The organism is Bacillus sp. BC05(2025) (assembly GCF_056725905.1).
The window spans coordinates 497,140-521,313 of sequence record NZ_JBWYRA010000001.1 but is presented as its reverse complement, the minus strand read 5'-3'; the positions used below and the strand labels follow the sequence as shown (position 1 = coordinate 521,313).

Below are 24,174 nucleotides of genomic sequence, written 5' to 3'. Positions count from 1 at the left end.
TTTTCACCTCAGTGGTCAGTTGAAAACAATTTTTATTTTTTTATCGACAACCCATAAACCAAAGTCTCACTCGGAGTCGTAATACTAAAACCAGTCGTCTTATAATCAAGTTTCACCGTATCACCAGTGTAGTCTTTCGTAAATGAATCCATTTGTACGGTAAAATTAGCATCTTCATATACAACATCATCTGCAACATATGTATCCCAAATTAAATCAACATCAACGAAAATACTACAAGAGTTTGTCATTGTCCCTCTAATGCGAATAATCTTTTTGTCTTCACGTTCTAATCTATGTATAGCTGCTTTTGCTTCATCAGTAATGCGAATGTTCATCGTATCCCAACCTTTATTTATATTTCCTTTATTATTGCAAAAACAGGAGCAATAGGGAAGGGAGAAGCATTGGAATAAAAACGAGCAAACAATTTGTTTGCTCGTTTCACTTTATTTTAGTTCACATTTATCAAGTGGAATCACTTTCGTTTTCTTCGTAAATTTATATCCTAACCATAGTACTAAGAAGAGTGGTAAACCGATGTAAGAAACGAGTACGCCGTTCCAGTCGATTGATTCACCCATAAATGCGCCGTAGTTTTGTCCTAAAATTACGATGATACAAAGTGTAAATGCGAAGATTGGACCGAATGGGAACCATTTTGCTCTATATGGTAAGTCTTTTAAATCTTTGCCTTGTGCGATATATGCTTTACGGAAACGGTAATGACTAATTGCGATTCCAACCCATGCGATAAAGCCAGACATTCCAGATGCGTTTAATAACCAAATGTATACAACACCGTCACCGAATAAAGAAGCAATGAAAGCGATACTACCGACAATTGACGTTACGATTAATGCGTTAACAGGTACACCGCGGCTATCTAATTTGCCTAAGAATTTTGGTGCTTTACCTTGGCGAGCTAAATCCCAAAGCATACGAGTTGATGCATACATACCAGAGTTACCAGCAGATAGTACTGCCGTTAAAATAACAGCGTTCATAACAGAAGCAGCAAAGGCAACGCCCGCTTTTTCAAAAATAAGTGTAAATGGACTTACTGTTACATCGCTTGCAGCAAGGCTTTCAGTTGTATAAGGAATTAATAAACCGATAACGAGAATCGCAAGAATATAGAATAAAAGAATACGCCAAAAGATGGAACGAATCGCTTTCGGAATATTACGCTCTGGATCAGAAGTTTCACCAGCAGCAACTCCTAACAATTCAGTACCTTGGAAGGAGAAACCAGCTGCCATAAACACACCGATAATTGCCATGATGCCGCCGTTAAATGGAGCATCTGCAACAGTGAAGTTTTTGAAGCCAACAGTTTCACCGCCCATAATTCCAAAAATCATCATGAAGCCGACAATTAAAAAGATAATAATAGTAACGACTTTAATAAGTGCGAACCAATATTCAGATTCACCAAACCCTTTAACAGATAAGTAGTTTAAAAGGAAAATAATAGCTAAACATAATCCGCTCCAAATAAGAGAAGGGGTATCAGGGAACCAAAATTTCATAATTAATGTTACAGCCGCTAGTTCAGCAGCAATTGTAATGGCCCAGTTATACCAATAGTTCCATCCGAGTGCAAAGCCAAGTGATGGATCAACAAATTTTGTTGCGTACGTGCTAAAAGAACCGGTAACAGGCATGTAAGCTGCGAGTTCAGCTAAGCTTGTCATTAAAAAGTAAACCATAATCCCAATTGCGGCGTATGCAATTAATGCGCCACCAGGTCCAGCTGAATGGATGACACCACCGCTGGCAAGAAATAATCCGGTACCAATTGTACCGCCGAGAGAAATCATTGTAAGGTGCCTAGATTTTAGACCGCGTCTTAATTCACCTGTTTCTTTTGTAGCTTGCGTTTTAGAGGTAGCTTGATTCGTTGCGCTATTCATGTTCAACACTCCTTTTCTTGTAAGATAGGAAGGAGCGGGGGAGAAAAATACAAAAAACCGCCAAAGGAATTTGGCGGAACGTTTCACAAATAACCACCCCATCATACCCTTCCGTTAAGATAGCACCCCACGTTTACACGGTAATTTTGTAAACGTGACAGTTCTGTTCCTTTCGGAGACAGCCCCAGCTCATATTTCCAGAGAAGAAATATAAACTTCGGCGACTTTTCCTTTCAAACGGAGTTGGTGACATTCCCTGTGTCTCGTCCGTCTTACTCTTAAAAGTCGCAACCTCTACCTCATCGGATTGATGAGGATTTATATATTGCTAAGATTTTTAATATATGGCAATTGTAATGAGTTTCTGAATATATTGCAAGATATTTTGTTAGGAAAAGTCAAAAAATATCGGTTATTGTATAGGAAACGCTTGCAAAACTCCACCCGAACCTACTGTTATGTAACAAAAAATAAAGAAAGAAATTGTTATACAAATGTTTCGCAAAAAATATCGAAAAACCCTTCAAAAATAAAAGAAAATTCAGAAAATATAATTCGACATTTATAATAAGGTTATATTTTTTGATATAATTAGAGAAACGTTGAATCAAAAAAGGGGAAATCAATATGAAATTAGAAACAGAAAGGCTCTATATAGTACCGTGTACAGAAGAGAGTATTCGCGTTGCTAACGAGCAAGGATATAATAGTGGTCCACATATTGTAGGGCATGTAGAAAATGTAAAACAAAATAAGGCTTTATTACCGTGGGGGGCGTGGCATGTCATTCGTAAAGAAGATGACATCGTTCTAGGTGATATAGGATTTAAAGGAAAACCAAATGAGGAACATACAGTAGAAATTGGTTACGGATTTATTGAGAAATATTGGAATAAAGGGTATGCGACAGAAGCCGTAAGAGAATTAATAAATTGGGCTTTTCAAACAGGAGAGGTAGAAATAATTATTGCGGAGACACTTCTTGAAAATGAAAGCTCGATTCGTGTATTAGAGAAATTACATATGAAGAGAACTGGCACTACAGAAACGATGATTCATTGGAAAATAGAAAAATAAAAAATACCGCTCGACGTATATCGAGCGGTATTTTTATCGTTATGGTAGCATTTGTTTTTGATCATTCGGATATCCGGCTGTCGGCGCGTTAGAACGATTGGAATGATTGCGAACAGCAATGAAAATAGAAATAATAACGACAAGACCAACTGCCACGTAAGAAAGTGAAATAATAGTTGGATCCACTTTAAATGTAGTAAGCAGTGTACGAATGTTTGTAAAGATTATAAGGCCACCAACTAATACGCCAAGTAAATGAGAAGGAACGATGCGCACTAGCCATGCAGCGATTGGTGCCGCTACGATACCACCGAGCATAAGAGAAAATACCCAAACCCAACTTACTTGTTCCCAGCCAAGTGAAATGAAAAAGCCGATTGTTGCAGCGAGTGAAACAGGAAACTCACTCGTATCTACAGATCCGATAACCTTTCTAGCTTCATTTCCTCTTGCTAAAAGTACAGGTGTCGTAATCGGACCCCAGCCACCACCACCAGTTGAATCAACGAATCCAGCGAATAAGCCAAGCGGAACAAGCTGTTTAGCAGACATACGTTTATTTGAAGTAACAATTTGTTTTTGAATGATGAATCGTAATAAAATATAAACCCCTAAAGTAAATAAAAATACGGAAATGTACGGTTTAATTATATCACCAGGTAAATTGCTTAAAAAACATGCCCCAACAAATGCGCCAATTGCTCCTGGCAATGTAAGTCTGGAAACGGTATATTTATCAACATTTCCAAATTTGAGATGAGATGCACCAGAAGCGGCTGTTGTAACGACTTCAGCTAAATGAACAGATGCGGAAGCTACGGCCGGTGCGATACCAAACATTAATAATAGTGAGGTAGATGTTACCCCGTATGCCATTCCAAGTGCTCCATCAATCAATTGAGCGAAAAATCCAATAATAGCAAAGACAATTAATTTCTGCATAAATAATCCCCCTGTAATAATAAATGAAAAAGACACTTTTCCCGTGTGAGAAAAGTGCCTTTGGTTTTTCCAATCAGCAATAATGAAATTTGTTTTATTATAATACACATTAATCGTATAAATCAACTAGGTTTTAAAGTTTTTTGAATTGAATGAAAGAAAAATAAAATATACAATAAAAGGATGGAGAGAAAGGGGAGAAAGACATGTTACGATTTGATCATCTCGTACACGCAGTACATGGTACACCGGAGGAAGCAGCAAAACAAATGCAGGCGCATGGATTCCATACTGCAATAGGTGGAGAGCATACTACTTGGGGCACTTGGAATAGTTTATGTTATTTTGATTTATCCTATATAGAATTTTTAGCAGTACAGCATGAAGAAAAAGCGAAGAAAGCAGACAATCCATTAGTACAAGAAACAGTAGTGAAATTACAAGCTGGAGAAGGCATGCTGCAAATCGCAATTCGAACAGATACCATTGAAGAACTAGCAGTTAAGTTTAGTAAGCACGGTTTACATACGATAGGACCATTTGAAGGAAAACGTATGAGGGAAGATGGTCGCCTTTTAGAATGGAAAATGTTATTTGTAAAGCAAGAAGAGAATGGACCGAAATTACCTTTCTTCATACAGTGGAATGAAACGGACGAAGAAAGAAGAAACGATTTACGTAACATTGGGACGATCACTGAACATAAAAACAAAGTACAACAAATTGAAACGATTCATTACGCAGTAAAAAATGTTCAAGAAACAGTACGGAAATGGAAAGCAGTCATGGAGCTAACTGCAAGTCCAGTCATGAAAAATGAAGAATGGAATGCCGAGTGTCAAAGTGTATCATTTGGTGACATTCAAGTCCAGTTTTGTGAACCGGTTGGAGAAGGTCTAGTGCAAGAATACATAAAGAATCATGGCGAATATCCATTTGCAGTGGAGTTTAAAGGAGAAGATAAACGAGAGCATGAAGTGTTAGGTAGTTTGTACATATATTGATAGAGGTGAACGTTGTGAAGGAAATGCTTAGAGAGATAGAGAAAAAGCTTGAATGGCCTCGTATTGTAAAGTGTACATCTATTTCAAAAGGTTTTTCACATGAAGAGAAATATAAAATAGAATTAGAAAGCAGAGAAACATATTTTATAAAAGTATGTGATGCTGTTCATTTTAAACGAAAACAAGAAGAATATACGTATATGAAACAATTAGAGTTATTACATATTCCAACCCCGAAATTAATTCATTTTATAAAACTTGAGGAATTAAATAAATGTATTCAGGTATTTGAATGGATCCAAGGTGTAAATGGTGAAGAAGGTTTAGGGAAGCTATCGGTGAAAGAACAGTATTATGCGGGAAGAAAAGCAGGGGAAGTATTAAAGAGGATTCATTCAATTAAAAAAGAAAGTGCAAGTAATAAATGGGAAACGGTTCGATGGAATAAATACGAAAGATACGTAGAAGCGTTAGCAAACTATAAAATAGACTTCCTTGATTTGAAGCCAGTTTTAAGATTTGTAGAGGAGCATAAACAATTATTGAAAAATCGTCCAATCACCTTTTTACACGATGATTTCCATCCAGCAAATAGTATGATTCATAATAAGGAATTTATCGTTATCGATTTTAGTGGATATGATTTTGGCGATTCAGTACATGATTTTTATAACGTAGCGATTTTTACTACAAGAATAAGCAAACCATTTGCAGTTGGACAAGTTCATGGTTATTGCGGGGGAGAACCGTCACTTCATTTTTGGCAACTGTACTCCTTATATGCAGCAATGACATTCCCAGCGGATATTGTATGGACAAACCGAAGCACGCCCCATTTAGTAGAGGATATGAAAGAAAGATTGAACGGAATTTTAGAAGATCATAATCATTTTTCATCTTATATTCCAAAATGGTATCAATCACAACATAAGGATATAATAAACTGTAAGTAATGGAGGGATTCATATGGATAAAATAGCAGTAATTTCGGATATTCACGGTAATATTCCGGCATTAGATTCTGTACTGAAAGACATTAAAGTAAGAGGAATTAAACGCATTATTTGTCTTGGAGATTTAGTTGGAAAAGGCCCTCATTCTAGCGAAGTAATTGAAATCATTCGTAAAGAATGTGAAGTAGTTGTAATGGGGAACTGGGATGATTTTATTACAAAACCGACTGAATTTGAGGCGTTAAAATGGCATCAAAAACAACTATCGGAAGAACAAAATGACTATTTAAGAAGCTTACCATTCTCAATCGAATTTTATATGAGTGGCAAACTGATTCGTATGTTCCACGCTTCACCAAGGAGTTTATATGAAAGAATTCAACCGCACGCTTCAAGAGAAGAGCGTGTTAGTATGTTCGAAAATAGTGATTTGACGGAAAATATAGAAGGGGAAAGAAAACCAGATGTCGTTTGCTACGGTGACGTTCACCAAGCATTCGTTCAAAACTTCAGAGGGAAAACGTTATGTAATGCTGGTAGCGTAGGCAATCCACTTGAAATTACACAAGCTTCCTATTTAATATTTGAAGGAACGTACAATGAAAAAGAAGCAGCGAGCTTTTCCATTCAACTCGTACGTGTACCGTATGATATTGAATTAGCTATCAGACTAGCAGAAGAACTCGATATGCCAGAAATTGAAGAATACAAACAAGAATTACGGACTGCTTTATATCGAGGGTTTAAGGGAAAGTAAGCCAATCATAACATATCAACGATTTTTCAAATATATCTATCGTAACTTAAAATATATCAACGATTTTTTCGATATATCGACGATTCGACAAGGGATATCGACTTACCGACAAATAGTGATATAAAATATTACTCATAATAATGTTATGTAAACTAATTGTGAGGAGGAATACCATGAACCGAAAACAACGAATCAAAGAAATTGCAGATCACATTTTAAAATTAAACTTAACTCATCCAAAAAGAGTTGGAGTAAGTGGTATTATAGCTTCGGGAAAAACAACATTTGCAAATGAACTAGCGGAAGAAATAAAAAAACGAGGATTACGAGTAACACGTGCCAGTATTGATGATTTTCATCATCCGAGAGCGATTCGCTATGCACAGGGCAAAGAATCAGCAAGAGGGTATTACGAAGATGCACACGATTATACAGCTTTCAAAGAAAGGTTATTAAAGCCTTTAGCACCTAACGGGAATTTACAATATGAAACGATTTCTCATAACTTAATAACGGATATGCCTGTACATAATGAGCTGTTATTGGCTCAACCTAATATGGTGCTAATAGTAGATGGAACGTTTCTATTGAAAAAAGACATTGAGTATTTATTTGATTACAAGATCTTTGTAGATACAGATTTTGAGATTGCGAGAAAACGTGGTGCAAAGCGCGAGACTGAGGCTTTTGGAAGTTATGAAGAAGCTGCGAAAATGTTTTTAAACAGATATCATGCGGCTTGTAAGATGTATATAGAAGAGCATAATCCGAAAGAGTGTGCGGATGTTGTATTTCGGAATAGTGATTTAGCAAATCCAGAAGTTATATTTCAAGAGCGAAAGTAATACATAATCAAAATTATATGTATAGCCTTTTATTTATAGTTATAATTCTCGTATAATTAAATTAACTTTAGAAAGTAAAAACGGGGGATAAGGCAATAAAAAAACGTAAAAAGGGGACAGGAATAGAATGAATGAAGTACTAGAGCTAAAAGAAGAACTACTACAAATTAAAAATAATAATTATGCTGTACCAGAAGACGTAGATGCATATCCATATGCGCAGTGGATGCTAGATTATATCGGATCACCTGATGCTGAATTACGTGATGATTTAATTTATAGTACGCTTTATAAATGGATTACAAATGATGTGTTTAGACAAAAAGAATTACGAGGATTAATGCTACAAGCAATTAGCCCTGATTATTTATTTTATAAAATTGGTGAAAAGGGAACAGATTCTGTATTTAAACGTGCGTTCTCTGTATTAATCCCGCCACTTATTTTATCTGTTCATGAAAGAGAGCCGTTGTTATCGGAAGAACAGCTGTACAGTGTGGCAGAACAAGTACTGGAATATGTATATTTAGAAGAAGATGTAAGGGGTTACGTAGAAGGGAAAGGCTGGGCACACTCTACTGCACATGCAGCAGATGCGCTCGATGCTTTAGCACGTACAATACAAAATCGTGAGTTTTCATATGCAATATTAGCTGCTGTTCGTCAGAAGGTTCGATTAAGTGATTACGTGTATGTGCACTTTGAAGATGAGAGATTAGTAAAGCCGATTATGTCTTTACGTAACCAAAATCTTTTAACTGAAGAAGAGTGGAGCAACTGGTTACATAGTATAGCAACTGTTGAAGACATCCGACATCCGCAGCATGCTATTTTAGTACAAAATATTAGAACTTTCTTAAGAAGTTTTTATTTCAGAGTTTTAGAGACAGAAGGTAGTACAGCCTTTACAGATGATATATTGGAGACTTTGAAGGGTTTGCGTAGGTATTAAAAAATCACTAGATGCCATTATGAATAAGTATGTAAGAAAAGAATAAGATTAAAAAACCGATTATACCTGTAGGCTCTCTACAAAAATAATCGGTTTTTTAGTTGTTTTGGGCAATTGATAAGAAATCTTTAGGGATTCTAGTAACATAAAATCTAGATTGCTGAAACTCTAAACAAATATCAGTTAAACGATTAATATTTATATTCACCTGAATCATTCTCCCTTTTATATTTCGTCTCGATATAATAAATTATAAAGTTTTCAGGGAAATATTAACACTTAAATTTAGCTTAAATTAAGAAGTAAAGTCTTGTTAAGTTAATAAAAAATTACATAAAACCTACATCTCCCAACCATACTAAAAAATGTGTTGGAGGTGAATGTTATGGACAATAAAGACTTTGAAAAAGTTTATAATGATTACTTACATCAAGGAGAAGAGCAAGCTCAATTTGAAGTAGACAATGAAGTCTATTCAGGAGCAGAACAAATTGTTGCTGTTCGTAAAAATGATGATGGTGATTTAATTGCGTTTAAAACAAGTAGCGGGAGAGAGTTAGATTATATGACTGCTCTTAGTGAAGCGAAATCTGGGAAGTTAGCTCATGTAGACGTATTTCATAAGTATGGTAGAGATATTATACGTAGTGAACCTGATGGAATAAAAGAAAATAACTTAGATAATTTACCTTCATTTTAAAAGGGTAAACCTCAAGAAGAGAATGTTCATTTGGATATTCTCTTCTTTGTGTTGTGAAGTTTTCCTTGCGAAAAAAAGGTTCATCTTTAATGAGCGATCATACTTTTAAAGAGCGCTCTAAATTTCTCTTTATCTTCTGCTGTAAATGGTTTCGGTCCCTTTGTACGTTTACCACTTTTTCGAACCATTGCACTTAAATATCGTGTTTGTAACAATTGTTCAATGTTATCATTCGTATACTTATAGCCTTTATGATGTAGAACGATACAGCCTTTTGCTAATGCAAGCGAAGCAAGACCGTAATCTTGCGTTACGATTAAATCTTCTTTTTTTGCTAACTGCATAATGCGGTAATCTGCGGCATCTGCTCCGGAATCAACATAAATTGTTTCCACACCTTTAGGCTGCTCTGCATTAGAATAATGAGAAAAGCTAGTAACGAGGGTTACAGGGATTTCTGCATTCGTAGCCTCAAAAATAATTACATCTTTTACAGGACAAGCATCTGCATCAACGTAAATTTTCATTTTTATCACTCCTATAAAGTGAAACTTTAATCAGTGGAGGGGTTCATCCTCCACTGATTATTAGTTGAACCAATCGGGCATTTACGGGCAGTTAATCTCCTACCTAACTTCTTTGTTACAGCTGAATTTTGAGGTGGGAGTTTTATTGCCCGTTAATGCGGGATAACTAGGTTCGTGTTGATAATAATGGTAGATTTTTCTTTTGTCAAACGATAGAGCTTTATGTAAAGTTATTTTTCACAAACTAAAATAGCCTCACGCAAACGAGAAATACCTTCCTCAATTTGATCAATATTTACTTTTCCATAAGATAAACGAATATAACCATCTTTGGCACCGAAAATACTACCCGGCATAAATGCGATTTCTTGTTTTAAACTTTGCATAATAAGTTGTTTTTCGTTTATCGGTTCTTTTAATTTTCCCCATATGTATATACCACCAGTAGGATTAGAAAAAGAGATTTTATCGTGAAGTTGCTCGTTTAGGGCGCGAACGATAACGTCTCTTTTTTCTGCTAGTTGTTTTCGTAACGGTACGATATGAGATTGAAATGGTACAGTTTCGAAAAATTGCTGCATAAGCCACTGCGGGAAAATGCTCATACCTAATTCCATTTGGTGCCTTGCGTCGGATAACCGTTCTACTACAGACTGCGGGGCGACAAGCCAGCCGACTCGTAAGCCTGGTGCAATCATTTTTGATAAGGAATGTACATAAATGACAGTTCCATTTTCATCAATTGATTTTAAAGTAGGACAAGGTTGTTTCTTTTCTAGCGTAAGTAAACTAGACGGATCATCTTCCACAATTGCAATTCGTAAGTCTGCGCAAAGTGATAACAGTTTTTTTCTCCGGTTTGGATGCAGCATTGTTCCCGTAGGATTTTGGAAGTTTGGATTTAAAAAGATCATTTTAATCCGATGCTTTCTATATAATTCTTGCACATCATCTGGATTAATACCATTTTCATCGACAGGTAACGGGAAAATACGAATACCTGCTGATTGGAATAGCGGTAAGGAATAACAGTGTGAAGGACTTTCGAAAGCGACTGCATCACCTGGATTTAATAAACATTGCACGATAAGGTGAAGTGCTTGCTGTGCGCCAGAAGTAATCATAATAGACTGCTCAGTCGCTTCCACTTTTAAATATTCCTTCATATATTTTACGACCGCTTGTCTTAGCGGGAGATAGCCTTGTGGATGATCGTAACTTAATGAGTGTGTTAACGGTTGTTCTCGTAAAATCGTTTGTAGTTGATCGTGAGGATAGAGGTTACAACCGAGTTCTCCATTTGCGAAATCAATAATATTTTCATTTTGTTGTACTTCCGCACGAATATGGCGAAGTAACGGTAAGTTTGGTAAGAAAGTTCCACCTTCTACGAAATTTCTCCAGTTCGGCGTTAATGTTGGAGAAACACCCCACATATGTGTACTTACACGTGTCCCTTTACCAGTCGTACTTTCTACAATTCCCATAGCACGTAACTCATTATAAGCAGTCGTTACTGTACTACGGTTTACATTTAACTGCGTAGCTAATTTCCGTTCGGAAGGTAGGAAGCTTCCTGGAGGTAGTTCTCCGTATGTAATACGTTTCTCAATAAAGTCAACAACTTGCTGATAAATGGGGATTTTACTGTCGTTATCTAGCTTCCATTCCATACAAACGCCTCCGCATCTCTTATATACATTCAGTATAACAAATTGGCTGGGTAAAAAAACAGCCAATTGGACGGTGTTATATCCAGCCAATTTTACTATGCTAAATATGGAAGGGGAGATTCGGATGAAAAGATGGCAAATGGAATGGCTCCTAGTATCAGTAGCATTAGTATGGGGAGCAAATTATACAATAGGAAAGTATGGTGTGGCATATATGTCATCCATTCAATTTAATAGTTTACGATTTTTAGTAGCATCTCCGGTATTATTACTTATTACATTTTTAATGGAACGCTCATTACGTATTGAAAGAAAAGATTGGTTACGATTAGTAGCAGTCGGTATCGTTGGTACGGCAATGTATCAAACGATGTTTATGCTATCTGTGAAATATACTTCAGCAACGAACGCCTCATTATTAATTGCGATGTCACCTATTTTTACAGGGATATTAGCAGTATTGCACAAACAAGAACGTTTTTCGATGAAAGTACAAATTGGTTCAATAGTAGCGTTTATTGGTGCAGCATTCGTTTTATTGACAGGGCATACAGGAGGAGCTACTTACGAATATGCTTGGCTCGGAAATGTAATTGGATTAGTCGCAGCAATTGCGTGGGGATGGTATCCAATATTAGCGCAACCTCTTATTACAAAATACTCCGCAATGAGAGTCACATCATGGTCTACTTTAATTGGAATTGTACCTCTCGTAATATACTGTTTATTCAACGTAAATTCTTTAACGTGGCCAGTAGATACGCCAAGCTGGGGATCATTAGCATATTCAATCATTTTTGCGACCATCTTCGGACTAGCAATGTGGTATGTCGGTATTAGTAGAATAGGCTCAACGAAAGTAATGGTTTATATGTATCTCGTACCATTATTCGCAGTTATCTTTGCGGCAGTAACAATTGGGGAGCAAATTAATATGATGCAGCTCGTTGGCGGGCTTATAATCTTTATCGGCTTATATGTTGTAAAAAAAGGTGGAATCAAAAAGCCAGCTCTCAATTTGAAAAAAGTAAGTTAAGGGTAAAAATGATCTCTTTCATATAGAAGGAGATCATTTTTGTTTTCGTAATAAAAGGGCTTGTTCAACAGCCCATTTTTGATGATCGTGAATGAAAAGTTCTATAGCAAGTAGGGGAGGCATCCATCGTAAAACATGATCCTCCTCACAGTTTGTAGTTTGTTTCTGCACCATGTTTGCAATATAAAAGAACCCATCGTTTAAATAATATGTATCTTCCTTCTCCGCATAAAAATATCGTGCCGCATTACCGATATACTGACCAATTTCAATTTCCCATCCTAATTCCTCTAGTAGTTCACGGTGCAAACATTCTTCTTTTGTTTCATTACCTTCCATACCGCCACCAGGTAAAAAATAACGGTCTCCTTTTTGGATAACAGCAATCTTTGAAGAAGAGGAATGAAAAATAATCGCATAACAACTAGGTCTTAATACATAATGAACGGTACGTTTTTTCGAGCCAAACGTGAGTTTTGAAATCATAAAACACGACCTTTCTCTATAAAATACATAAAAGGGGTATTAAGGTAAAAATAGAATTATATAAATATAATCTTAATAGATTGGAGTGGTAACAACATGATAAATCGAAAATGTTCAAGATGTAAAGAAATAACAGGTACGATGCACGGTGGTAAAAAAATTAAGGAAGAATTTCTATGTGAAGATTGTTTACAAAAAGGAATTGAGAACGGAGAAATCGAATTATCACAAGTGGAGCAAGAACAAACTTCGTATCTTTCTATAAAAATATTAAAAATAATGAGTGTGATTTATTTAATAGGATCAATTTTAATGGCTTTTTCAACCGGTCCATTTATACATAATATGGGGTTTGATGAAATATCAAATTCAGGATCAGAATTAGGTTTAATAAGTATAGTTATGCTAGGTTCTATATTCCAGTCTGTACTTGTATTTTGCGGGATATGGGTATTCATTCTATTAGTAGAAACCGTCATTAAAATTTATGAAAAAATGAAGTGAGTGAGAGGGAGAAACATATGCGAGTAAGAAACATCCAAGGGGAAGATTATGTAAAGATTCATTCAGTTTTAAATGATTGGTGGGGCGGGAGAGACATGGCTGACATGTTACCAAAACTGTTTTTCGTTCATTTTCAACAAACAAGTTTTATCATTGAAGAAGATGGAGAAACGTTAGGTTTCTTATGTGGATTTTTTCACAAACATATAAAGATGAAGCATACGTTCACTTTATCGGTGTAAATCCGAAGTATAGAAGAAGAGGAATCGCATCGACATTGTATTCTTACTTCTTTGATGTTGCGCGTGCAAATAATCGTAAGATTGTAAAAGCAATTACTTCACCAATTAACAAAAAGTCGATACAGTTTCATCAAGAAATTGGTTTTCGAATTGAGGCTGGGGATGATGAGGTAGAGGGTGTATCGGTACATACAAATTATGATGGGAACGGCGGTAGTAGAGTATTATTTTTGAAAAATGTGTAAAATTAGGCTAGCTTAACGTTAGCCTTTTTATTGTGAGGAGATAAAAATATGGAGAGTAAACAAAGTAGAAATGAATACTTACGCCGCATTTATAAAGTGCAAGATTATATAGAATTACACATAGATGATCCACTTTCAATTGAAAAGCTAGCGGATGTAGCAGGATTTTCAAAGTTTCATTTTCATCGTATTTTTAAAGGTATAGTAGACGAGCCATTATCACGGTATGTAAACCGATTAAAATTAGAAAGAGCAACAAATTTACTTACATACCGTTTGGATATGACAATTACAGATATTGCGTACCACTTCGGATTCACAGATTCAGCAGTTTTCTCCCGTACATTTAAAAATTATTACGGTGTAAGTCCGTCGCAATATCGAAACGATAATAGCAAGAATTGCAAAGACGTAGGTGAACCTTCTCAATACAATGAATGTAAGAAGGTTCGAGGAAATGTTGAAATTGTAACAGCGGATAATATAAACGTCGCATACATAAGACATATCGGTACATATGAAGAATTAACGATAGCTTTTCCAAAAATGATAGAGAAATTATTTCATTACGCAGCGGAGGAAAACTATTATGTATTTGAGGATACGAAAGTATTAACCATTTACCACGATCATCATGAATTTACTGAGGACAATCATTTAAGAACTAGTTTGTGCATAACAATTCCGAATGAGTCCGCAGTAGAAACGAACGACATTGGAATAATGGTAATACCTTCTGGAAAGTATGCGGTAGGTCATTTTGAATTATTCCAAGATGAATATAAAGGAGCATGGGATTTCTTATACGGTGAATGGCTTCCAAATAGCGGATATAAGCCGAGAGATTCATATCCTTTTGAAATGTATAAAAATGACCCAAAGCAGCACCCGGAAAATAAACATATAGTTGATATATATGTACCTATCGAACCTTTTTAATCATGGATTAAAGGGGAATGAATAATGAAAATCGCTGAAAAGTTAGATCAGATTATAAAAGAAGAATACAAAAATATTAATGGTATGTTAGTAGTGCAGAGAGGTAATGTTATTTTTGAAAAATATTATAACGGTCACGGTCCAGATGATGCATTTCATATAGCATCAGTCACAAAAACGATTATTTCTGCCTTAATTGGACTATGTGTAGATAAAGGGTATATAAAAAGTGTTGATCAAAAAGTAATAGAATTTTTCCCGGAATATAACGTTCATTCACCTGAAATAACAGTAGGGCATCTTCTTACGATGACAGCTCCACATCCTTTCGTAGACTGGCAGGAACCGTTAGAAGAATTATGTACGCAAGAGGACTGGGTACAGTATACACTTAATAGAATGGGGAATGGTGGAGAAATCGGATCTTTTAAATACTCATCTGCAGGAGCTCATGTACTACCAGCAATCATAACGAGCGCAACAGGAAAAAGCGTGCGTGAATTTGCGAATGAATACTTATTTCAGCCACTTAGCATGAGAGAAATTCCAAACTACAATATGAAAGCATTTGGATTTGATGACTTATTTGGAAAAGATGTAAAGGGATGGGTTCATGATCCAAATGGTATTTCGACGGGCGGCTGGGGACTAACGTTAACCGTTAAAGATATGGCTAAGTTTGGACAGCTGTATTTGAATGAAGGTATTTATAAGGGAAAACAAATATTAGCAAAATCATGGATAAAAGAATCGACAACAATGAACCAAAATCAATATGGTTACTTATGGTGGTTACGAGAAGAGGATGGAATCTTTTCATACTGTGCAATGGGCGATGGTGGGAATGTGATTTGCTGCATACCAGAGAAGGAACTGGTGGTGGCGATTGCTTCTGAAGTCATACCGAATGCAGGGGATAGATGGAAGTTAATTAAAGAATCCATATTTCCTTATTTAAACGATTAATATGGTTATTTTTATAAAAATAAGAATAAAAGGTTTAGTTAAACTTGTTTTATTCTCTATGATAGAAAAAAGTGTTGTATTAACCAAGTTGTGCAACTAAAATTATAAAACTTCAACCCCTATACGATTATCGAATAGGGGTTGAAGTACTTAATGAGCTAATTATTAAGATACATAAAAATGAAATGTTTTTTATTGTTAACTATTTTTTAACTTTTTGCTGTATAAGATACATCATGCCAAACACAATTACCAGCAAGATAAATTTAATTAATTCCATTAGGCTAATATCCCATCTTGTTTCTACTCCATCTGTTAAATAAAATACATTAAACATGCCATGTAAAATTGCAGGTGTTATCACAGAATGGCTATACTCTCTCGTATACGTCAAAATTATAGATAATATAAATAATAACGAGAGATAGCTTAATATACCTACAAACCATAATTCATAGTTTTTATAAAAGATTGATACTGGTAAATGCCATAAAGACCAAAGCGATGCAGTAATGATTGCTGTTTGTTTTAATGAATATTTTTTTCGTAAATGGTAATGAAAATTTCCACGCCATATGATTTCTTCTAAAAATGCAGACAAAGCAGCAATTGTAAGACCAATGAGTAGGAGAAATCCTAATTCATTACAATGATTAAATAAGAATTTTATATTATAAATATAAAAAAAGAAATGCAGACATAGCCCTAGAAGTATTGGGAATAAAATGGAGAAAATCAAAGTTCTTATTTTTGGACGTGAAATTCCAAATGTATGAACTATTTTTTGTTTCTTATATAATTTCTGATATAAAATAACAGCAAAAAGCGGAACAACCATCGTAAACCCTAAATAATTGCGACCATTTTCTATGTTCAGTAAGATGATATATACAAGCGATGTGAGGCAATACATACATAATGTTGAATGATAAACTATGTTTCTATTCATATTGTTCACCTACTTACATGTATAAGTGATTAATCAAATATCCGATATTTTAATTATATATGAAATGGAAATTACATATGTTGAACTTGTAGAAAAAGTTAGACTAACCCCGTAACTTTTCACAACAAAAAATCGTTTAACAAAAGAAAGGATTTTCAATCACGAATGGGGGAGAACCATGAAAATTTTAATTCTAGGTGGTACGCGATTTTTAGGAAGAGCTTTTGTAGAAGAGGCTTTAAAAAGAGGGAATGAAGTTACATTATTTAATCGTGGAACAAATAAAGAAATTTTTCCTGAAGTAGAGCAGTTAATCGGTGACAGAAATGATGATGTTTCAAGTTTAGTAAATCGCAAATGGGATGCGGTAGTCGACACGTGTGGATTTTCTCCGCATCACATTAGAAATGTTGGAGAAGTGTTACGGGATAATATAAAGCATTATATATTCATTTCAAGTCTTTCCGTATACAAAGATTGGATTCCGCATCATATAAAAGAAAATTATATATTACAACCCGAACCAACGGGTGATCAAATAAAGGATGTGGAGAATGGTGAAGTTTCTCCTTATGAGTATTATGGTGCGTTGAAAGTATTGTGTGAAAAAGAAGTAGAGAAGTATTGGCCGGGGCGTGCTCTACACGTAAGAGCAGGACTTCTTTCAGGTATGTATGATTATACAGACCGGCTTCCATACTGGATTGGGCGTGTAGCAAAGGGAGGAGAAGTGTTAGTTCCAGGAAGAAAAGACCGCCCAGTGCAGGTAGTGGATATAAAAGACGTCGCCAACTGGGGACTAAACATGGCAGAAAACAATAAAGCAGGTATATTCAATGTAACAGGTCCAAGTTATGAATTGACGATGGAAGAGCTATTAAATACGTGTAAAAAGGTTACAAATAGTGATGCCGCATTCGTTTGGGTAGATGAATCATTTATGAATGAACATAAAGTACAGCCTTGGACAGAGATGCCACTATGGCTTCCAGAAACTTTTTCATTAGAAGGTGAGACGAAGCCGTGGAAAGGTGGTTTTTCTATTAGTATAGATAGTGCTGTGAAAGAAGGGCTTACTTTTAGAAGGTTGGAACATACAGTTACAGATGTGTATGAGTGGGTAAAGAGTGTGGACGAATGGGAATTAAAAGCAGGTATTTCAGGCGAGAGAGAGAAAGATTTGTTAGAAAAGTGGTATCAATAAATTTATATGAGCCCTTTGAATATACTTGATTGCACATAAGATGGAATCATGAAAATGATAGTAGAACTTGGGTTGCTCCTTCGTTAGAAACTTTCATGAAGTGGTGGGAAAGTGGGAAGATAACAATTTAAACATAGTATCATGAAAAACGCCTTGTTACGAAAGAAACAAGGCGTTTTTGGCAATTAACAAATCTATCACACTATCGATTCTTCCCCATACATGTCCCATAACTTAGGAAACATCTTTTTTATCCTTCTTCGTCATCTTCATTCCAGTCTAACTTGATATCAACTTCCTCAGATTGTTCTTCTGTTTCAAACTCTTTTTCTTTCACATTACCAGCTGTGCCAATTTCTCCGTAAAACACAACGTAGTCTTTATAGCGTATTAGATAGCAGTAAGACCTCCACCTCAAAATCGAGCAAATACGAGGAAGCCCCGTATAAATAAGTTGTATGAATTACATTTATTATTAGATTATGTTTGTGACTATATTTTGGAAATTTTCTGTTGATTTACAATGTGCGATAGTATATATTGTATATAAAGTATATATACAATATTTTTAAAAAGAGGTATTTGCATGCAAATCGTTATTACGAACACTTCAAAGGAACCTATTTATGAACAAATTGGCGTCCAAATAAAAAAACTTATTTTACTAGGTGATTTAAAGCAAGGAGATGCTCTTCCTTCAATGCGTCAGTTAGCAAAAGATTTAAGAGTAAGTATTATTACAACGAAAAGAGCATATGAAGAACTGGAAAAAGACGGTTTTATTTATTCAATTGTCGGAAGGGGGTCCTTTGTAGCAGAACAAAATATTGAAACTATGAAAGAAAAAAAATTAAAGACAGTTGAAGAAAAGTTGTGTGAAGCGATTCAAAATGCTAAACAAATGGATGTTTCTTTAAATGATCTAAAAGAAATGCTTACAATTTTATACGAGGAGGAAAACTCTTGGAAAACGTAATAGAACTTCAAAATGTCAGTAAATCTTTTAAAGGATTTCAAATTAAAAATTTTTCGATGGAAGTAAAAAAAGGATTTGTTACGGGTTTTATTGGGGGAAATGGATCAGGTAAATCTACAACGATTAAAATGATTATGAATTTAATGAACCCGGATAGTGGAAATGTCTCCTTATTTGGCATGAACTATTCAACTGATGCGAAGCGAATTAAAGAAAGAATTGGTTTCGTTTATGACGATAATGTGTTTTATGATGAACTCACATTAAAGGAAATTACTAAAATTATTGCGCCTGCTTATAAAAAATGGGATTTTAACCAATTTACATATTATAAAGATCTGTTCGAATTACCATTAAATAAAAAAATGAAAACATTCTCCAAAGGAATGAAAATGAAAGCCTCTCTTGCAATTGCCCTTTCACATCATGCTGAACTAATTATTATGGATGAGCCTACTTCCGGACTCGATCCGGTATTTAGAAGAGAATTATTGGATGTTTTACAAAATATTATGCAGGATGGTGAGAAAACTATCTTTTTCTCATCTCATATTACAACGGATTTAGACCGCATTGCCGATTATATTACATTTATTCAAAATGGGAAGCATATTTTTACAAAAGATATTTATGCCATTGCAGAAGATTATATTTTGGTCAAAGGACCGCTAGATATGTTAGATTTTGAAACTGAGCGTGAATTTATATCTGTATGTAAGGCAAATACAGGTTTCGAGGGATTGATTGAAAATGTAAATTCTATCGAAACTTTATTTAATAAAGAAGTGGTGATTGAAAAACCAAGTTTAGAGGATATTATGTATTTCATGAAAAAGGGGGAGTCAAGATGCTTAATTTAATTAAAAAGGATTTGATTTTACAAAAAAACTTTTTACCTGCTTATCTCTTATTTTTAGTTACCTATTTGTGGGCCGGCATGGATGTAGCATATGTCATAATCATTTGTAGTGCCGTTTTTGTAATTAACACATATCAATCTGATGATAAAGATAATGCTAATATTTTAGTAAACTCATTACCATATACTAGGAAGGAAATTATTAGTTCAAAATACGTTGGAACCTTATTTTTTACAATAGTAATCATTCCATTTTGTTTGATTGGAAAATATTTCATTTTAGACAGCATGGAATTTCAGCTTTCCTTAGAAAGTTACATCCTAGGCTTCTTGGCAGTCATGTTGATTACTGCATTTTACATCCCATTTTTTGTTGCATTTAAAGTGAAAACACTTGTACCAGTTTTTATATTTTTATCTATTGGAGTTATATATTTAATGCGAAATACTCCATATTTGTTAAATAAATATGCTAATGGCGTACTGACCTTTTTAAAAGAGATTTCAGATTTGAAATTATTTCTTATATTTGCTGTCATTGCAGTAGGGTGCTATGGGGTTTCTTGGATATTATCTATTCGTATCTATCAGAACAAGGCTCTTTAATAGCAAGTTCTAAAAGGAGGATCATTTAAATGACATCAAAAAAATGGCGTCCTATTCGAATACGAAATTGGCTGAAAACTCTTGGAGCATTTTTCGTTATGCAACTAATTTTTATCATCCTTGATATGAATTCGTGGATACCGAATTTCAAGGAAGGAGGAGTTGGGGAGCGTCTCGTTAATTCAGAGTTCTTTACGGAATGGTTCGCTCCTTATAAAACAAAGCAATTTAACGTATTAACGGTAGTTATGGCTATTTTACTATTCCTAAATATATTAACAAGTGTAATAAAAGACGCTTTTTCTAGAAAAAAAATTAATTAGCACATAAGTTGACCTTGCATCTTTTTTAATAATGTCTTAACGATATTTAAAAACAACAGGGGAAAGAGAAAAACACCACTTATTGGAGTTTTACTCTATCTTTCACAACGATTTTCCAACACTTATTTGATTTCTCAGTTTGCTGGATTAATAACGTTTCCATTCGTACCCCCATAATGTTTTTCTAGTGTGCCCTGTGATTGTATCATATGTATATACCTGTAATGATAAAGGGTAAGTCTAATTATCGGAAAGTTCGAAACTTATTGAATAGAATAGGAAAATTTAGTAATCTTATTTGTACAGCACATACATAATAGTTTTATAGCGATTTTTAAATGAAATATAGGGGGAAATGGTGTGGATCTAACGTTTAAAGTAGAGAAAACATGTTTTAACTACCGCGTCGGAGCAATTTGTAAACATAATAATAACATACTCATTCTGCAAGGTGACGGTGAAGATTTTTGGTATGTACCAGGCGGAAGAGTAAAAATGTTAGAAAATAGTGAAGATGCGTTAAAACGAGAGCTTGCTGAAGAGTTAGCCGTTCCTATTGAGGTGAAGAGATTAATATGGTCGGTAGAAAATTTCTTTACACTTTCTGAACGAAAGTTTCATGAAATTAGTTTTTATTATGAAGTAGAACTAAAGGAATTACCCGCGAATGGAGCGGATCAATATATTTTGAATGAAGAGGATAGAACATACAAGTTTAAGTGGGTGTCTGTAGATGAGTTACATGCATATAACTTACAACCAGTATTTATAAAAGAGAAAGTAAAGGATGTATTCGTTCATACAGAGCATATCGTTTTACAAAAGTAAATGTACGCGGAGGGGAAAACGGTGAAGGGAACAAAAAAAGAGATTCATATAGACGGAAAAGTAATTCCATATACACATATTGAAAAAGGTTCCAGTATGGTTTGCTTTATGTTCTCAGGCTCAGGATACAATTACGATAAGCCGTTATTTTATTACGCGACGATGCTTATGCTCGAAAATAAAATAGATGTAGTACACATTCATTATTCTTATGACGAACAAGTAATGAATAAACCAATGAAGGAATTAACAAAAATAATGATGGATGATATTAATCCTATAATGAAAGAAGTATTAAAAGGTAAGCAATATAACGATACTATGTTTTTAGGGAAATCACTCGGAACCATTCCGATTGCAAATGATTTAATGAAGAGAGAAGATTTTTTACAGTCAAAAATGATACTACTTACACCTTTACTAACTTTTGATTCCATTTTTGAGTGGATTTTACATAGTCGTCATGAAGGGTTATTAGTAATTGGAGATAAAGATCACCATTATAATGCAGATCAAATCAATCAGTTATATAAAACGAATTTACAAATTGAAGTTGTCAAAAATGCAAATCATTCTGTAAATGTTGGAGAATTTGAAACAGAGAATTCAATTGGGGCGATAGCAAATATAATAGAAAAACTTAAAGAAGTTATTAGGACAAACTAACCTATCAATACATACAAAAAAGAGGTGCAATTTGCACCTCTTTTACTTTAATAAGCCCTAAGCACATGAAGTAAATAATCCTTACGATTCAGCGGATTATAATCGACACGTTTTCGAGTAGGGAAGGGAGCCTTTAGTTTTTTGTAACCAGAAGGCTTCGTTGTAAAAATGCCTTCTCCTTCAGTGAATGCATGGAGCATTCGCTTAAAGTTCTCCGTTTTCGCAACAGGTAGCGATCCTGTTAAATGGTAGGAGTCATTATTGAATATAGGCTCGCTAAAATTTGCTGGAATAGCAGCTAGTTTATACATTGCAGTACTAATTGCATGTTCCGGTACAGTCAATTCAAACTCGTTTACTGGTTCATATACACATGTTTCAGCCTGCTTTAAAGCATTCATTAAAACGAGTGGTGTTAAGTTTCTAAAGTCACTCGCTGTTGTAACAGGACTAGCATAACCAGTATGGGTTAACGTGACGATAATGTCCGTAACTTCCCATCCGTACAAACCTTGTTTTAATGTTTGAAATACTGTATCTTCAATTGCTTTATGAAATGCTAATGGAAGTGATCCAAGTTCAACACCTAGCTTATATGTTATTCCAGAATTAAGTTCACCACGTTCGGTTTTAAAGCCAATTGTTGCGTAAAATGGATTCGCTTTTTCGCCCATTACTTCAACGCTATTACCTATGCCAATTGGTTTCTCGATACATACAACCCGCGTATTTGAGAAAGTAACTTGCAAATTATATTTCTCAAAAAGTGTTACTTCAATTACTTCTTTTTGTACTTCACCGAAAAGGCGAATATATAGTTCATTATGAACATTATCTTTCCACACTGTAATGAGTGGATCTTCTTCGCATAGTTCCATAAGTGCAGCGTATAAATCATGAATTCGTTCTTTTGGTAATGCTTCAATAGCAGCTTCCATTTGTGGTTCGGCAAAGTGAATGTCTTTTATATAATCAGTCCGTTCACCGATAATATCACCAATTTTAACATCATTCAGTCCCCATATTTTGCAAAATTCTCCGCTAGGAACGATAGAAGATTGAACAACATTTCCGTTATCAAATAGGCATATTTTCTTAATCTTTTCTTTATGTGCTAGAGTTTCCCCACGCTGTATATCAACATATTTTCTAACGTGTAAACAGCCAGAAAAAACTCTCACATATGCAATCTTTTCCCCAGAAGATTCCCGTTCAATTTTAAACACAACACCGGATAATGTTTCATCTTGTGTTGATTTATGAGCAGGAATTAGGGCCGGAAGTTTTTCAAGTAGTTCAGTTACTCCTATACCTGTCATAGCTGAACCGAAAAAGATTGGGTACACACTTGCTTGCTGTATTTGTTTTTCAAGTTCTTCTCTTAATAATACGTTCGGTACGATTTCATCATTTACATATGACGCAAGTAACGATTCATTATATGGTGCTAACAGTTCCATACAATCGTCATATGATTTGTATGCAATAATATGGGCATCTTTCGTTCCTTCGTTTAGAGCAGAGTGGAAGGGGAACGTTTCATTTGAAAGAATCTTTTTTATTTGCTTTACAACTTTTTCAGTATTTGCACCACTACGATCAATTTTATTTACGAATATTATTGTTGGTATGTTTAATTTCTGTAATGTGCGCATTAAAATTTTTGTTTGTGCTTGCACACCTTCAACAGCAGAAATAACTAAAATTGCACCGTCTAAAACGCGGAATGAACGCTCCACTTCAGCGATAAAATCAGCGTGTCCAGGTGTGTCAATAACATTTACTTTTAAGTCATTGATACAAAAAGAAACGACAGATGCTTTAATCGTAATTCCGCGCTTCCTTTCTAATTCCATTGAGTCAGTTTGCGTACTTCCGCTATCAACTCGGCCAACTTCTTGAATCACATTCGTTTCATAAAGAATACGCTCAGTCAAACTCGTCTTGCCAGCGTCTACGTGCGCGACAATCCCTATATTTATTGTTGTCATTTATGAAT

General features: G+C 34.9%; 26 protein-coding genes, 3 pseudogenes and 1 riboswitch. Of the genes and pseudogenes, 20 read left to right on the top strand and 9 right to left on the bottom strand.

Annotated features, from left to right (window positions below; all coding sequences use genetic code 11):
• Nucleotides 1–32: 32 nt before the first annotated feature.
• Nucleotides 33–338, bottom strand: coding sequence for an iron-sulfur cluster biosynthesis family protein (locus ACZ76X_RS02790; protein WP_479849455.1), 306 nt, complete (start codon nt 336–338; stop codon nt 33–35).
• A 111-nt stretch (nt 339–449) separates the two neighbouring features.
• Nucleotides 450–1,916 carry an amino acid permease gene (locus ACZ76X_RS02785; protein WP_479849454.1) on the bottom strand — a complete coding sequence of 489 codons (1,467 nt, stop codon included), beginning with the start codon at nt 1,914–1,916 and terminating at the stop codon, nt 450–452.
• 112 nt (nt 1,917–2,028) lie between these two features.
• A riboswitch (Lysine riboswitch) is annotated at nt 2,029–2,221 on the bottom strand.
• Nucleotides 2,222–2,543: 322 nt separating this feature from the next.
• Between ACZ76X_RS02785 and ACZ76X_RS02780 the strand changes: the two genes are divergently transcribed.
• Nucleotides 2,544–2,993, top strand: a complete 450-nt coding sequence (locus ACZ76X_RS02780) for a GNAT family N-acetyltransferase (protein WP_479849453.1) — start codon at nt 2,544–2,546, stop codon at nt 2,991–2,993.
• A 39-nt stretch (nt 2,994–3,032) separates the two neighbouring features.
• On the opposite strand, the gene ACZ76X_RS02775 is transcribed toward ACZ76X_RS02780, so the two are convergent.
• Nucleotides 3,033–3,935 (bottom strand): sulfite exporter TauE/SafE family protein, encoded by a 903-nt coding sequence (locus tag ACZ76X_RS02775; RefSeq protein ID WP_479849452.1) that lies wholly within the window; start codon nt 3,933–3,935, stop codon nt 3,033–3,035.
• Between the two features lie 206 nt (nt 3,936–4,141).
• On the opposite strand from ACZ76X_RS02775, the gene ACZ76X_RS02770 reads away from it, so the two are divergent.
• The 6 genes from ACZ76X_RS02770 to ACZ76X_RS02745 all read left to right on the top strand — a co-directional run bounded on the left by ACZ76X_RS02770 (nt 4,142) and on the right by ACZ76X_RS02745 (nt 9,146).
• Entirely contained in the window at nt 4,142–4,939 is a 798-nt protein-coding gene (locus tag ACZ76X_RS02770) for a VOC family protein (RefSeq protein WP_479849451.1), read from the top strand.
• Between the two features lie 14 nt (nt 4,940–4,953).
• Nucleotides 4,954–5,892, top strand: coding sequence for an aminoglycoside phosphotransferase family protein (locus ACZ76X_RS02765; protein WP_479849450.1), 939 nt, complete (start codon nt 4,954–4,956; stop codon nt 5,890–5,892).
• Nucleotides 5,893–5,905: 13 nt separating this feature from the next.
• Nucleotides 5,906–6,649: a metallophosphoesterase family protein gene (locus ACZ76X_RS02760; protein WP_479849449.1), complete on the top strand. Its 744-nt coding sequence runs from the start codon at nt 5,906–5,908 to the stop codon at nt 6,647–6,649.
• Between the two features lie 173 nt (nt 6,650–6,822).
• The gene (locus ACZ76X_RS02755) at nt 6,823–7,494 is read left to right on the top strand and encodes a hypothetical protein (protein WP_479849448.1); all 672 of its coding nucleotides are present in this window, start codon (nt 6,823–6,825) and stop codon (nt 7,492–7,494) included.
• A gap of 127 nt (nt 7,495–7,621) precedes the next feature.
• Nucleotides 7,622–8,446, top strand: coding sequence for a DUF2785 domain-containing protein (locus ACZ76X_RS02750; protein ID WP_479849447.1), 825 nt, complete (start codon nt 7,622–7,624; stop codon nt 8,444–8,446).
• Between the two features lie 385 nt (nt 8,447–8,831).
• A complete protein-coding gene (locus ACZ76X_RS02745; RefSeq protein ID WP_479849446.1) occupies nt 8,832–9,146 on the top strand; it encodes a DUF3892 domain-containing protein in 315 nt (104 codons plus the stop codon).
• Between the two features lie 86 nt (nt 9,147–9,232).
• Here the strand turns inward: ACZ76X_RS02745 and ACZ76X_RS02740 are convergent, their stop codons facing one another.
• Both ACZ76X_RS02740 and pdxR read right to left on the bottom strand, forming a co-directional pair.
• Nucleotides 9,233–9,673 carry a YaiI/YqxD family protein gene (locus ACZ76X_RS02740; protein WP_479849445.1) on the bottom strand — a complete coding sequence of 147 codons (441 nt, stop codon included), beginning with the start codon at nt 9,671–9,673 and terminating at the stop codon, nt 9,233–9,235.
• Between the two features lie 230 nt (nt 9,674–9,903).
• Entirely contained in the window at nt 9,904–11,346 is a 1,443-nt protein-coding gene (gene pdxR / locus ACZ76X_RS02735) for a MocR-like pyridoxine biosynthesis transcription factor PdxR (RefSeq protein ID WP_098022267.1), read from the bottom strand.
• 124 nt (nt 11,347–11,470) lie between these two features.
• Here pdxR and ACZ76X_RS02730 point away from each other — a divergent pair, with 124 nt between their 5' ends.
• Nucleotides 11,471–12,382 (top strand): DMT family transporter, encoded by a 912-nt coding sequence (locus tag ACZ76X_RS02730; RefSeq protein ID WP_479849444.1) that lies wholly within the window; start codon nt 11,471–11,473, stop codon nt 12,380–12,382.
• 33 nt (nt 12,383–12,415) lie between these two features.
• On the opposite strand, the gene ACZ76X_RS02725 is transcribed toward ACZ76X_RS02730, so the two are convergent.
• On the bottom strand, nt 12,416–12,868 hold the full coding sequence (locus tag ACZ76X_RS02725) for an NUDIX hydrolase (protein ID WP_479849443.1): 453 nt from the start codon (nt 12,866–12,868) through the stop codon (nt 12,416–12,418).
• 96 nt (nt 12,869–12,964) lie between these two features.
• On the opposite strand from ACZ76X_RS02725, the gene ACZ76X_RS02720 reads away from it, so the two are divergent.
• The 4 genes and pseudogenes from ACZ76X_RS02720 to ACZ76X_RS02705 all read left to right on the top strand — a co-directional run bounded on the left by ACZ76X_RS02720 (nt 12,965) and on the right by ACZ76X_RS02705 (nt 15,764).
• The gene (locus ACZ76X_RS02720) at nt 12,965–13,372 is read left to right on the top strand and encodes a DUF3980 domain-containing protein (protein ID WP_479849442.1); all 408 of its coding nucleotides are present in this window, start codon (nt 12,965–12,967) and stop codon (nt 13,370–13,372) included.
• Between the two features lie 17 nt (nt 13,373–13,389).
• Nucleotides 13,390–13,859, top strand: a pseudogene (locus ACZ76X_RS02715) (GNAT family N-acetyltransferase).
• A gap of 48 nt (nt 13,860–13,907) precedes the next feature.
• Entirely contained in the window at nt 13,908–14,798 is an 891-nt protein-coding gene (locus tag ACZ76X_RS02710) for an AraC family transcriptional regulator (RefSeq protein WP_479849441.1), read from the top strand.
• Between the two features lie 24 nt (nt 14,799–14,822).
• Nucleotides 14,823–15,764 (top strand): serine hydrolase domain-containing protein, encoded by a 942-nt coding sequence (locus tag ACZ76X_RS02705; RefSeq protein WP_479849440.1) that lies wholly within the window; start codon nt 14,823–14,825, stop codon nt 15,762–15,764.
• A gap of 202 nt (nt 15,765–15,966) precedes the next feature.
• Here ACZ76X_RS02705 and ACZ76X_RS02700 read toward each other — a convergent pair whose 3' ends face one another.
• A complete protein-coding gene (locus ACZ76X_RS02700) occupies nt 15,967–16,722 on the bottom strand; it encodes a CPBP family intramembrane glutamic endopeptidase (RefSeq protein WP_479849439.1) in 756 nt (251 codons plus the stop codon).
• A 169-nt stretch (nt 16,723–16,891) separates the two neighbouring features.
• Here ACZ76X_RS02700 and ACZ76X_RS02695 point away from each other — a divergent pair, with 169 nt between their 5' ends.
• The 6 genes and pseudogenes from ACZ76X_RS02695 to ACZ76X_RS02670 all read left to right on the top strand — a co-directional run bounded on the left by ACZ76X_RS02695 (nt 16,892) and on the right by ACZ76X_RS02670 (nt 20,681).
• Entirely contained in the window at nt 16,892–17,917 is a 1,026-nt protein-coding gene (locus tag ACZ76X_RS02695; protein WP_479849438.1) for an SDR family oxidoreductase, read from the top strand.
• A 41-nt stretch (nt 17,918–17,958) separates the two neighbouring features.
• Nucleotides 17,959–18,048: pseudogene (locus ACZ76X_RS02690) on the top strand (SMI1/KNR4 family protein); the annotation flags it as partial.
• Nucleotides 18,049–18,503: 455 nt separating this feature from the next.
• Nucleotides 18,504–18,893, top strand: coding sequence for a GntR family transcriptional regulator (locus ACZ76X_RS02685; protein WP_001167593.1), 390 nt, complete (start codon nt 18,504–18,506; stop codon nt 18,891–18,893).
• Nucleotides 18,881–19,753, top strand: coding sequence for an ABC transporter ATP-binding protein (locus ACZ76X_RS02680; RefSeq protein ID WP_088029876.1), 873 nt, complete (start codon nt 18,881–18,883; stop codon nt 19,751–19,753). Before ACZ76X_RS02685 ends, ACZ76X_RS02680 begins: the two co-directional genes overlap by 13 nt.
• A complete protein-coding gene (locus tag ACZ76X_RS02675; RefSeq protein WP_097915387.1) occupies nt 19,741–20,358 on the top strand; it encodes an ABC-2 transporter permease in 618 nt (205 codons plus the stop codon). Before ACZ76X_RS02680 ends, ACZ76X_RS02675 begins: the two co-directional genes overlap by 13 nt.
• Nucleotides 20,359–20,387: 29 nt before the next feature.
• Nucleotides 20,388–20,681: a YfzA family protein gene (locus tag ACZ76X_RS02670; RefSeq protein ID WP_263704825.1), complete on the top strand. Its 294-nt coding sequence runs from the start codon at nt 20,388–20,390 to the stop codon at nt 20,679–20,681.
• A gap of 94 nt (nt 20,682–20,775) precedes the next feature.
• Here the strand turns inward: ACZ76X_RS02670 and ACZ76X_RS02665 are convergent.
• Nucleotides 20,776–20,844 (bottom strand): annotated as a pseudogene (locus ACZ76X_RS02665) (WGR domain-containing protein); the annotation flags it as partial.
• Nucleotides 20,845–21,041: 197 nt separating this feature from the next.
• On the opposite strand from ACZ76X_RS02665, the gene ACZ76X_RS02660 reads away from it, so the two are divergent.
• Nucleotides 21,042–21,509, top strand: coding sequence for an NUDIX hydrolase (locus tag ACZ76X_RS02660; RefSeq protein ID WP_479849437.1), 468 nt, complete (start codon nt 21,042–21,044; stop codon nt 21,507–21,509).
• Nucleotides 21,510–22,175: an alpha/beta hydrolase gene (locus ACZ76X_RS02655; RefSeq protein WP_479849436.1), complete on the top strand. Its 666-nt coding sequence runs from the start codon at nt 21,510–21,512 to the stop codon at nt 22,173–22,175. It abuts the gene before it with no gap.
• A gap of 47 nt (nt 22,176–22,222) precedes the next feature.
• On the opposite strand, the gene ACZ76X_RS02650 is transcribed toward ACZ76X_RS02655, so the two are convergent.
• Entirely contained in the window at nt 22,223–24,166 is a 1,944-nt protein-coding gene (locus ACZ76X_RS02650) for a GTP-binding protein (RefSeq protein WP_479849435.1), read from the bottom strand.
• Between the last annotated feature and the right edge of the window lie 8 nt (nt 24,167–24,174).

What these genes read in the sequence shown, in the direction of transcription:
- ACZ76X_RS02790 (WP_479849455.1), bottom strand. Translation starts at nt 338, where the DNA reads ATGAACATTCGCATTACTGATGAAGCAAAAGCAGCTATACATAGATTA.
- ACZ76X_RS02785 (WP_479849454.1), bottom strand. Translation starts at nt 1,916, where the DNA reads ATGAATAGCGCAACGAATCAAGCTACCTCTAAAACGCAAGCTACAAAA.
- ACZ76X_RS02780 (WP_479849453.1), top strand. Translation starts at nt 2,544, where the DNA reads ATGAAATTAGAAACAGAAAGGCTCTATATAGTACCGTGTACAGAAGAG.
- ACZ76X_RS02775 (WP_479849452.1), bottom strand. Translation starts at nt 3,935, where the DNA reads ATGCAGAAATTAATTGTCTTTGCTATTATTGGATTTTTCGCTCAATTG.
- ACZ76X_RS02770 (WP_479849451.1), top strand. Translation starts at nt 4,142, where the DNA reads ATGTTACGATTTGATCATCTCGTACACGCAGTACATGGTACACCGGAG.
- ACZ76X_RS02760 (WP_479849449.1), top strand. Translation starts at nt 5,906, where the DNA reads ATGGATAAAATAGCAGTAATTTCGGATATTCACGGTAATATTCCGGCA.
- ACZ76X_RS02755 (WP_479849448.1), top strand. Translation starts at nt 6,823, where the DNA reads ATGAACCGAAAACAACGAATCAAAGAAATTGCAGATCACATTTTAAAA.
- ACZ76X_RS02750 (WP_479849447.1), top strand. Translation starts at nt 7,622, where the DNA reads ATGAATGAAGTACTAGAGCTAAAAGAAGAACTACTACAAATTAAAAAT.
- ACZ76X_RS02745 (WP_479849446.1), top strand. Translation starts at nt 8,832, where the DNA reads ATGGACAATAAAGACTTTGAAAAAGTTTATAATGATTACTTACATCAA.
- ACZ76X_RS02740 (WP_479849445.1), bottom strand. Translation starts at nt 9,673, where the DNA reads ATGAAAATTTACGTTGATGCAGATGCTTGTCCTGTAAAAGATGTAATT.
- pdxR (WP_098022267.1), bottom strand. Translation starts at nt 11,346, where the DNA reads ATGGAATGGAAGCTAGATAACGACAGTAAAATCCCCATTTATCAGCAA.
- ACZ76X_RS02730 (WP_479849444.1), top strand. Translation starts at nt 11,471, where the DNA reads ATGAAAAGATGGCAAATGGAATGGCTCCTAGTATCAGTAGCATTAGTA.
- ACZ76X_RS02725 (WP_479849443.1), bottom strand. Translation starts at nt 12,868, where the DNA reads ATGATTTCAAAACTCACGTTTGGCTCGAAAAAACGTACCGTTCATTAT.
- ACZ76X_RS02720 (WP_479849442.1), top strand. Translation starts at nt 12,965, where the DNA reads ATGATAAATCGAAAATGTTCAAGATGTAAAGAAATAACAGGTACGATG.
- ACZ76X_RS02710 (WP_479849441.1), top strand. Translation starts at nt 13,908, where the DNA reads ATGGAGAGTAAACAAAGTAGAAATGAATACTTACGCCGCATTTATAAA.
- ACZ76X_RS02705 (WP_479849440.1), top strand. Translation starts at nt 14,823, where the DNA reads ATGAAAATCGCTGAAAAGTTAGATCAGATTATAAAAGAAGAATACAAA.
- ACZ76X_RS02695 (WP_479849438.1), top strand. Translation starts at nt 16,892, where the DNA reads ATGAAAATTTTAATTCTAGGTGGTACGCGATTTTTAGGAAGAGCTTTT.
- ACZ76X_RS02685 (WP_001167593.1), top strand. Translation starts at nt 18,504, where the DNA reads ATGCAAATCGTTATTACGAACACTTCAAAGGAACCTATTTATGAACAA.
- ACZ76X_RS02675 (WP_097915387.1), top strand. Translation starts at nt 19,741, where the DNA reads ATGCTTAATTTAATTAAAAAGGATTTGATTTTACAAAAAAACTTTTTA.
- ACZ76X_RS02670 (WP_263704825.1), top strand. Translation starts at nt 20,388, where the DNA reads ATGACATCAAAAAAATGGCGTCCTATTCGAATACGAAATTGGCTGAAA.
- ACZ76X_RS02655 (WP_479849436.1), top strand. Translation starts at nt 21,510, where the DNA reads ATGTACGCGGAGGGGAAAACGGTGAAGGGAACAAAAAAAGAGATTCAT.
- ACZ76X_RS02650 (WP_479849435.1), bottom strand. Translation starts at nt 24,166, where the DNA reads ATGACAACAATAAATATAGGGATTGTCGCGCACGTAGACGCTGGCAAG.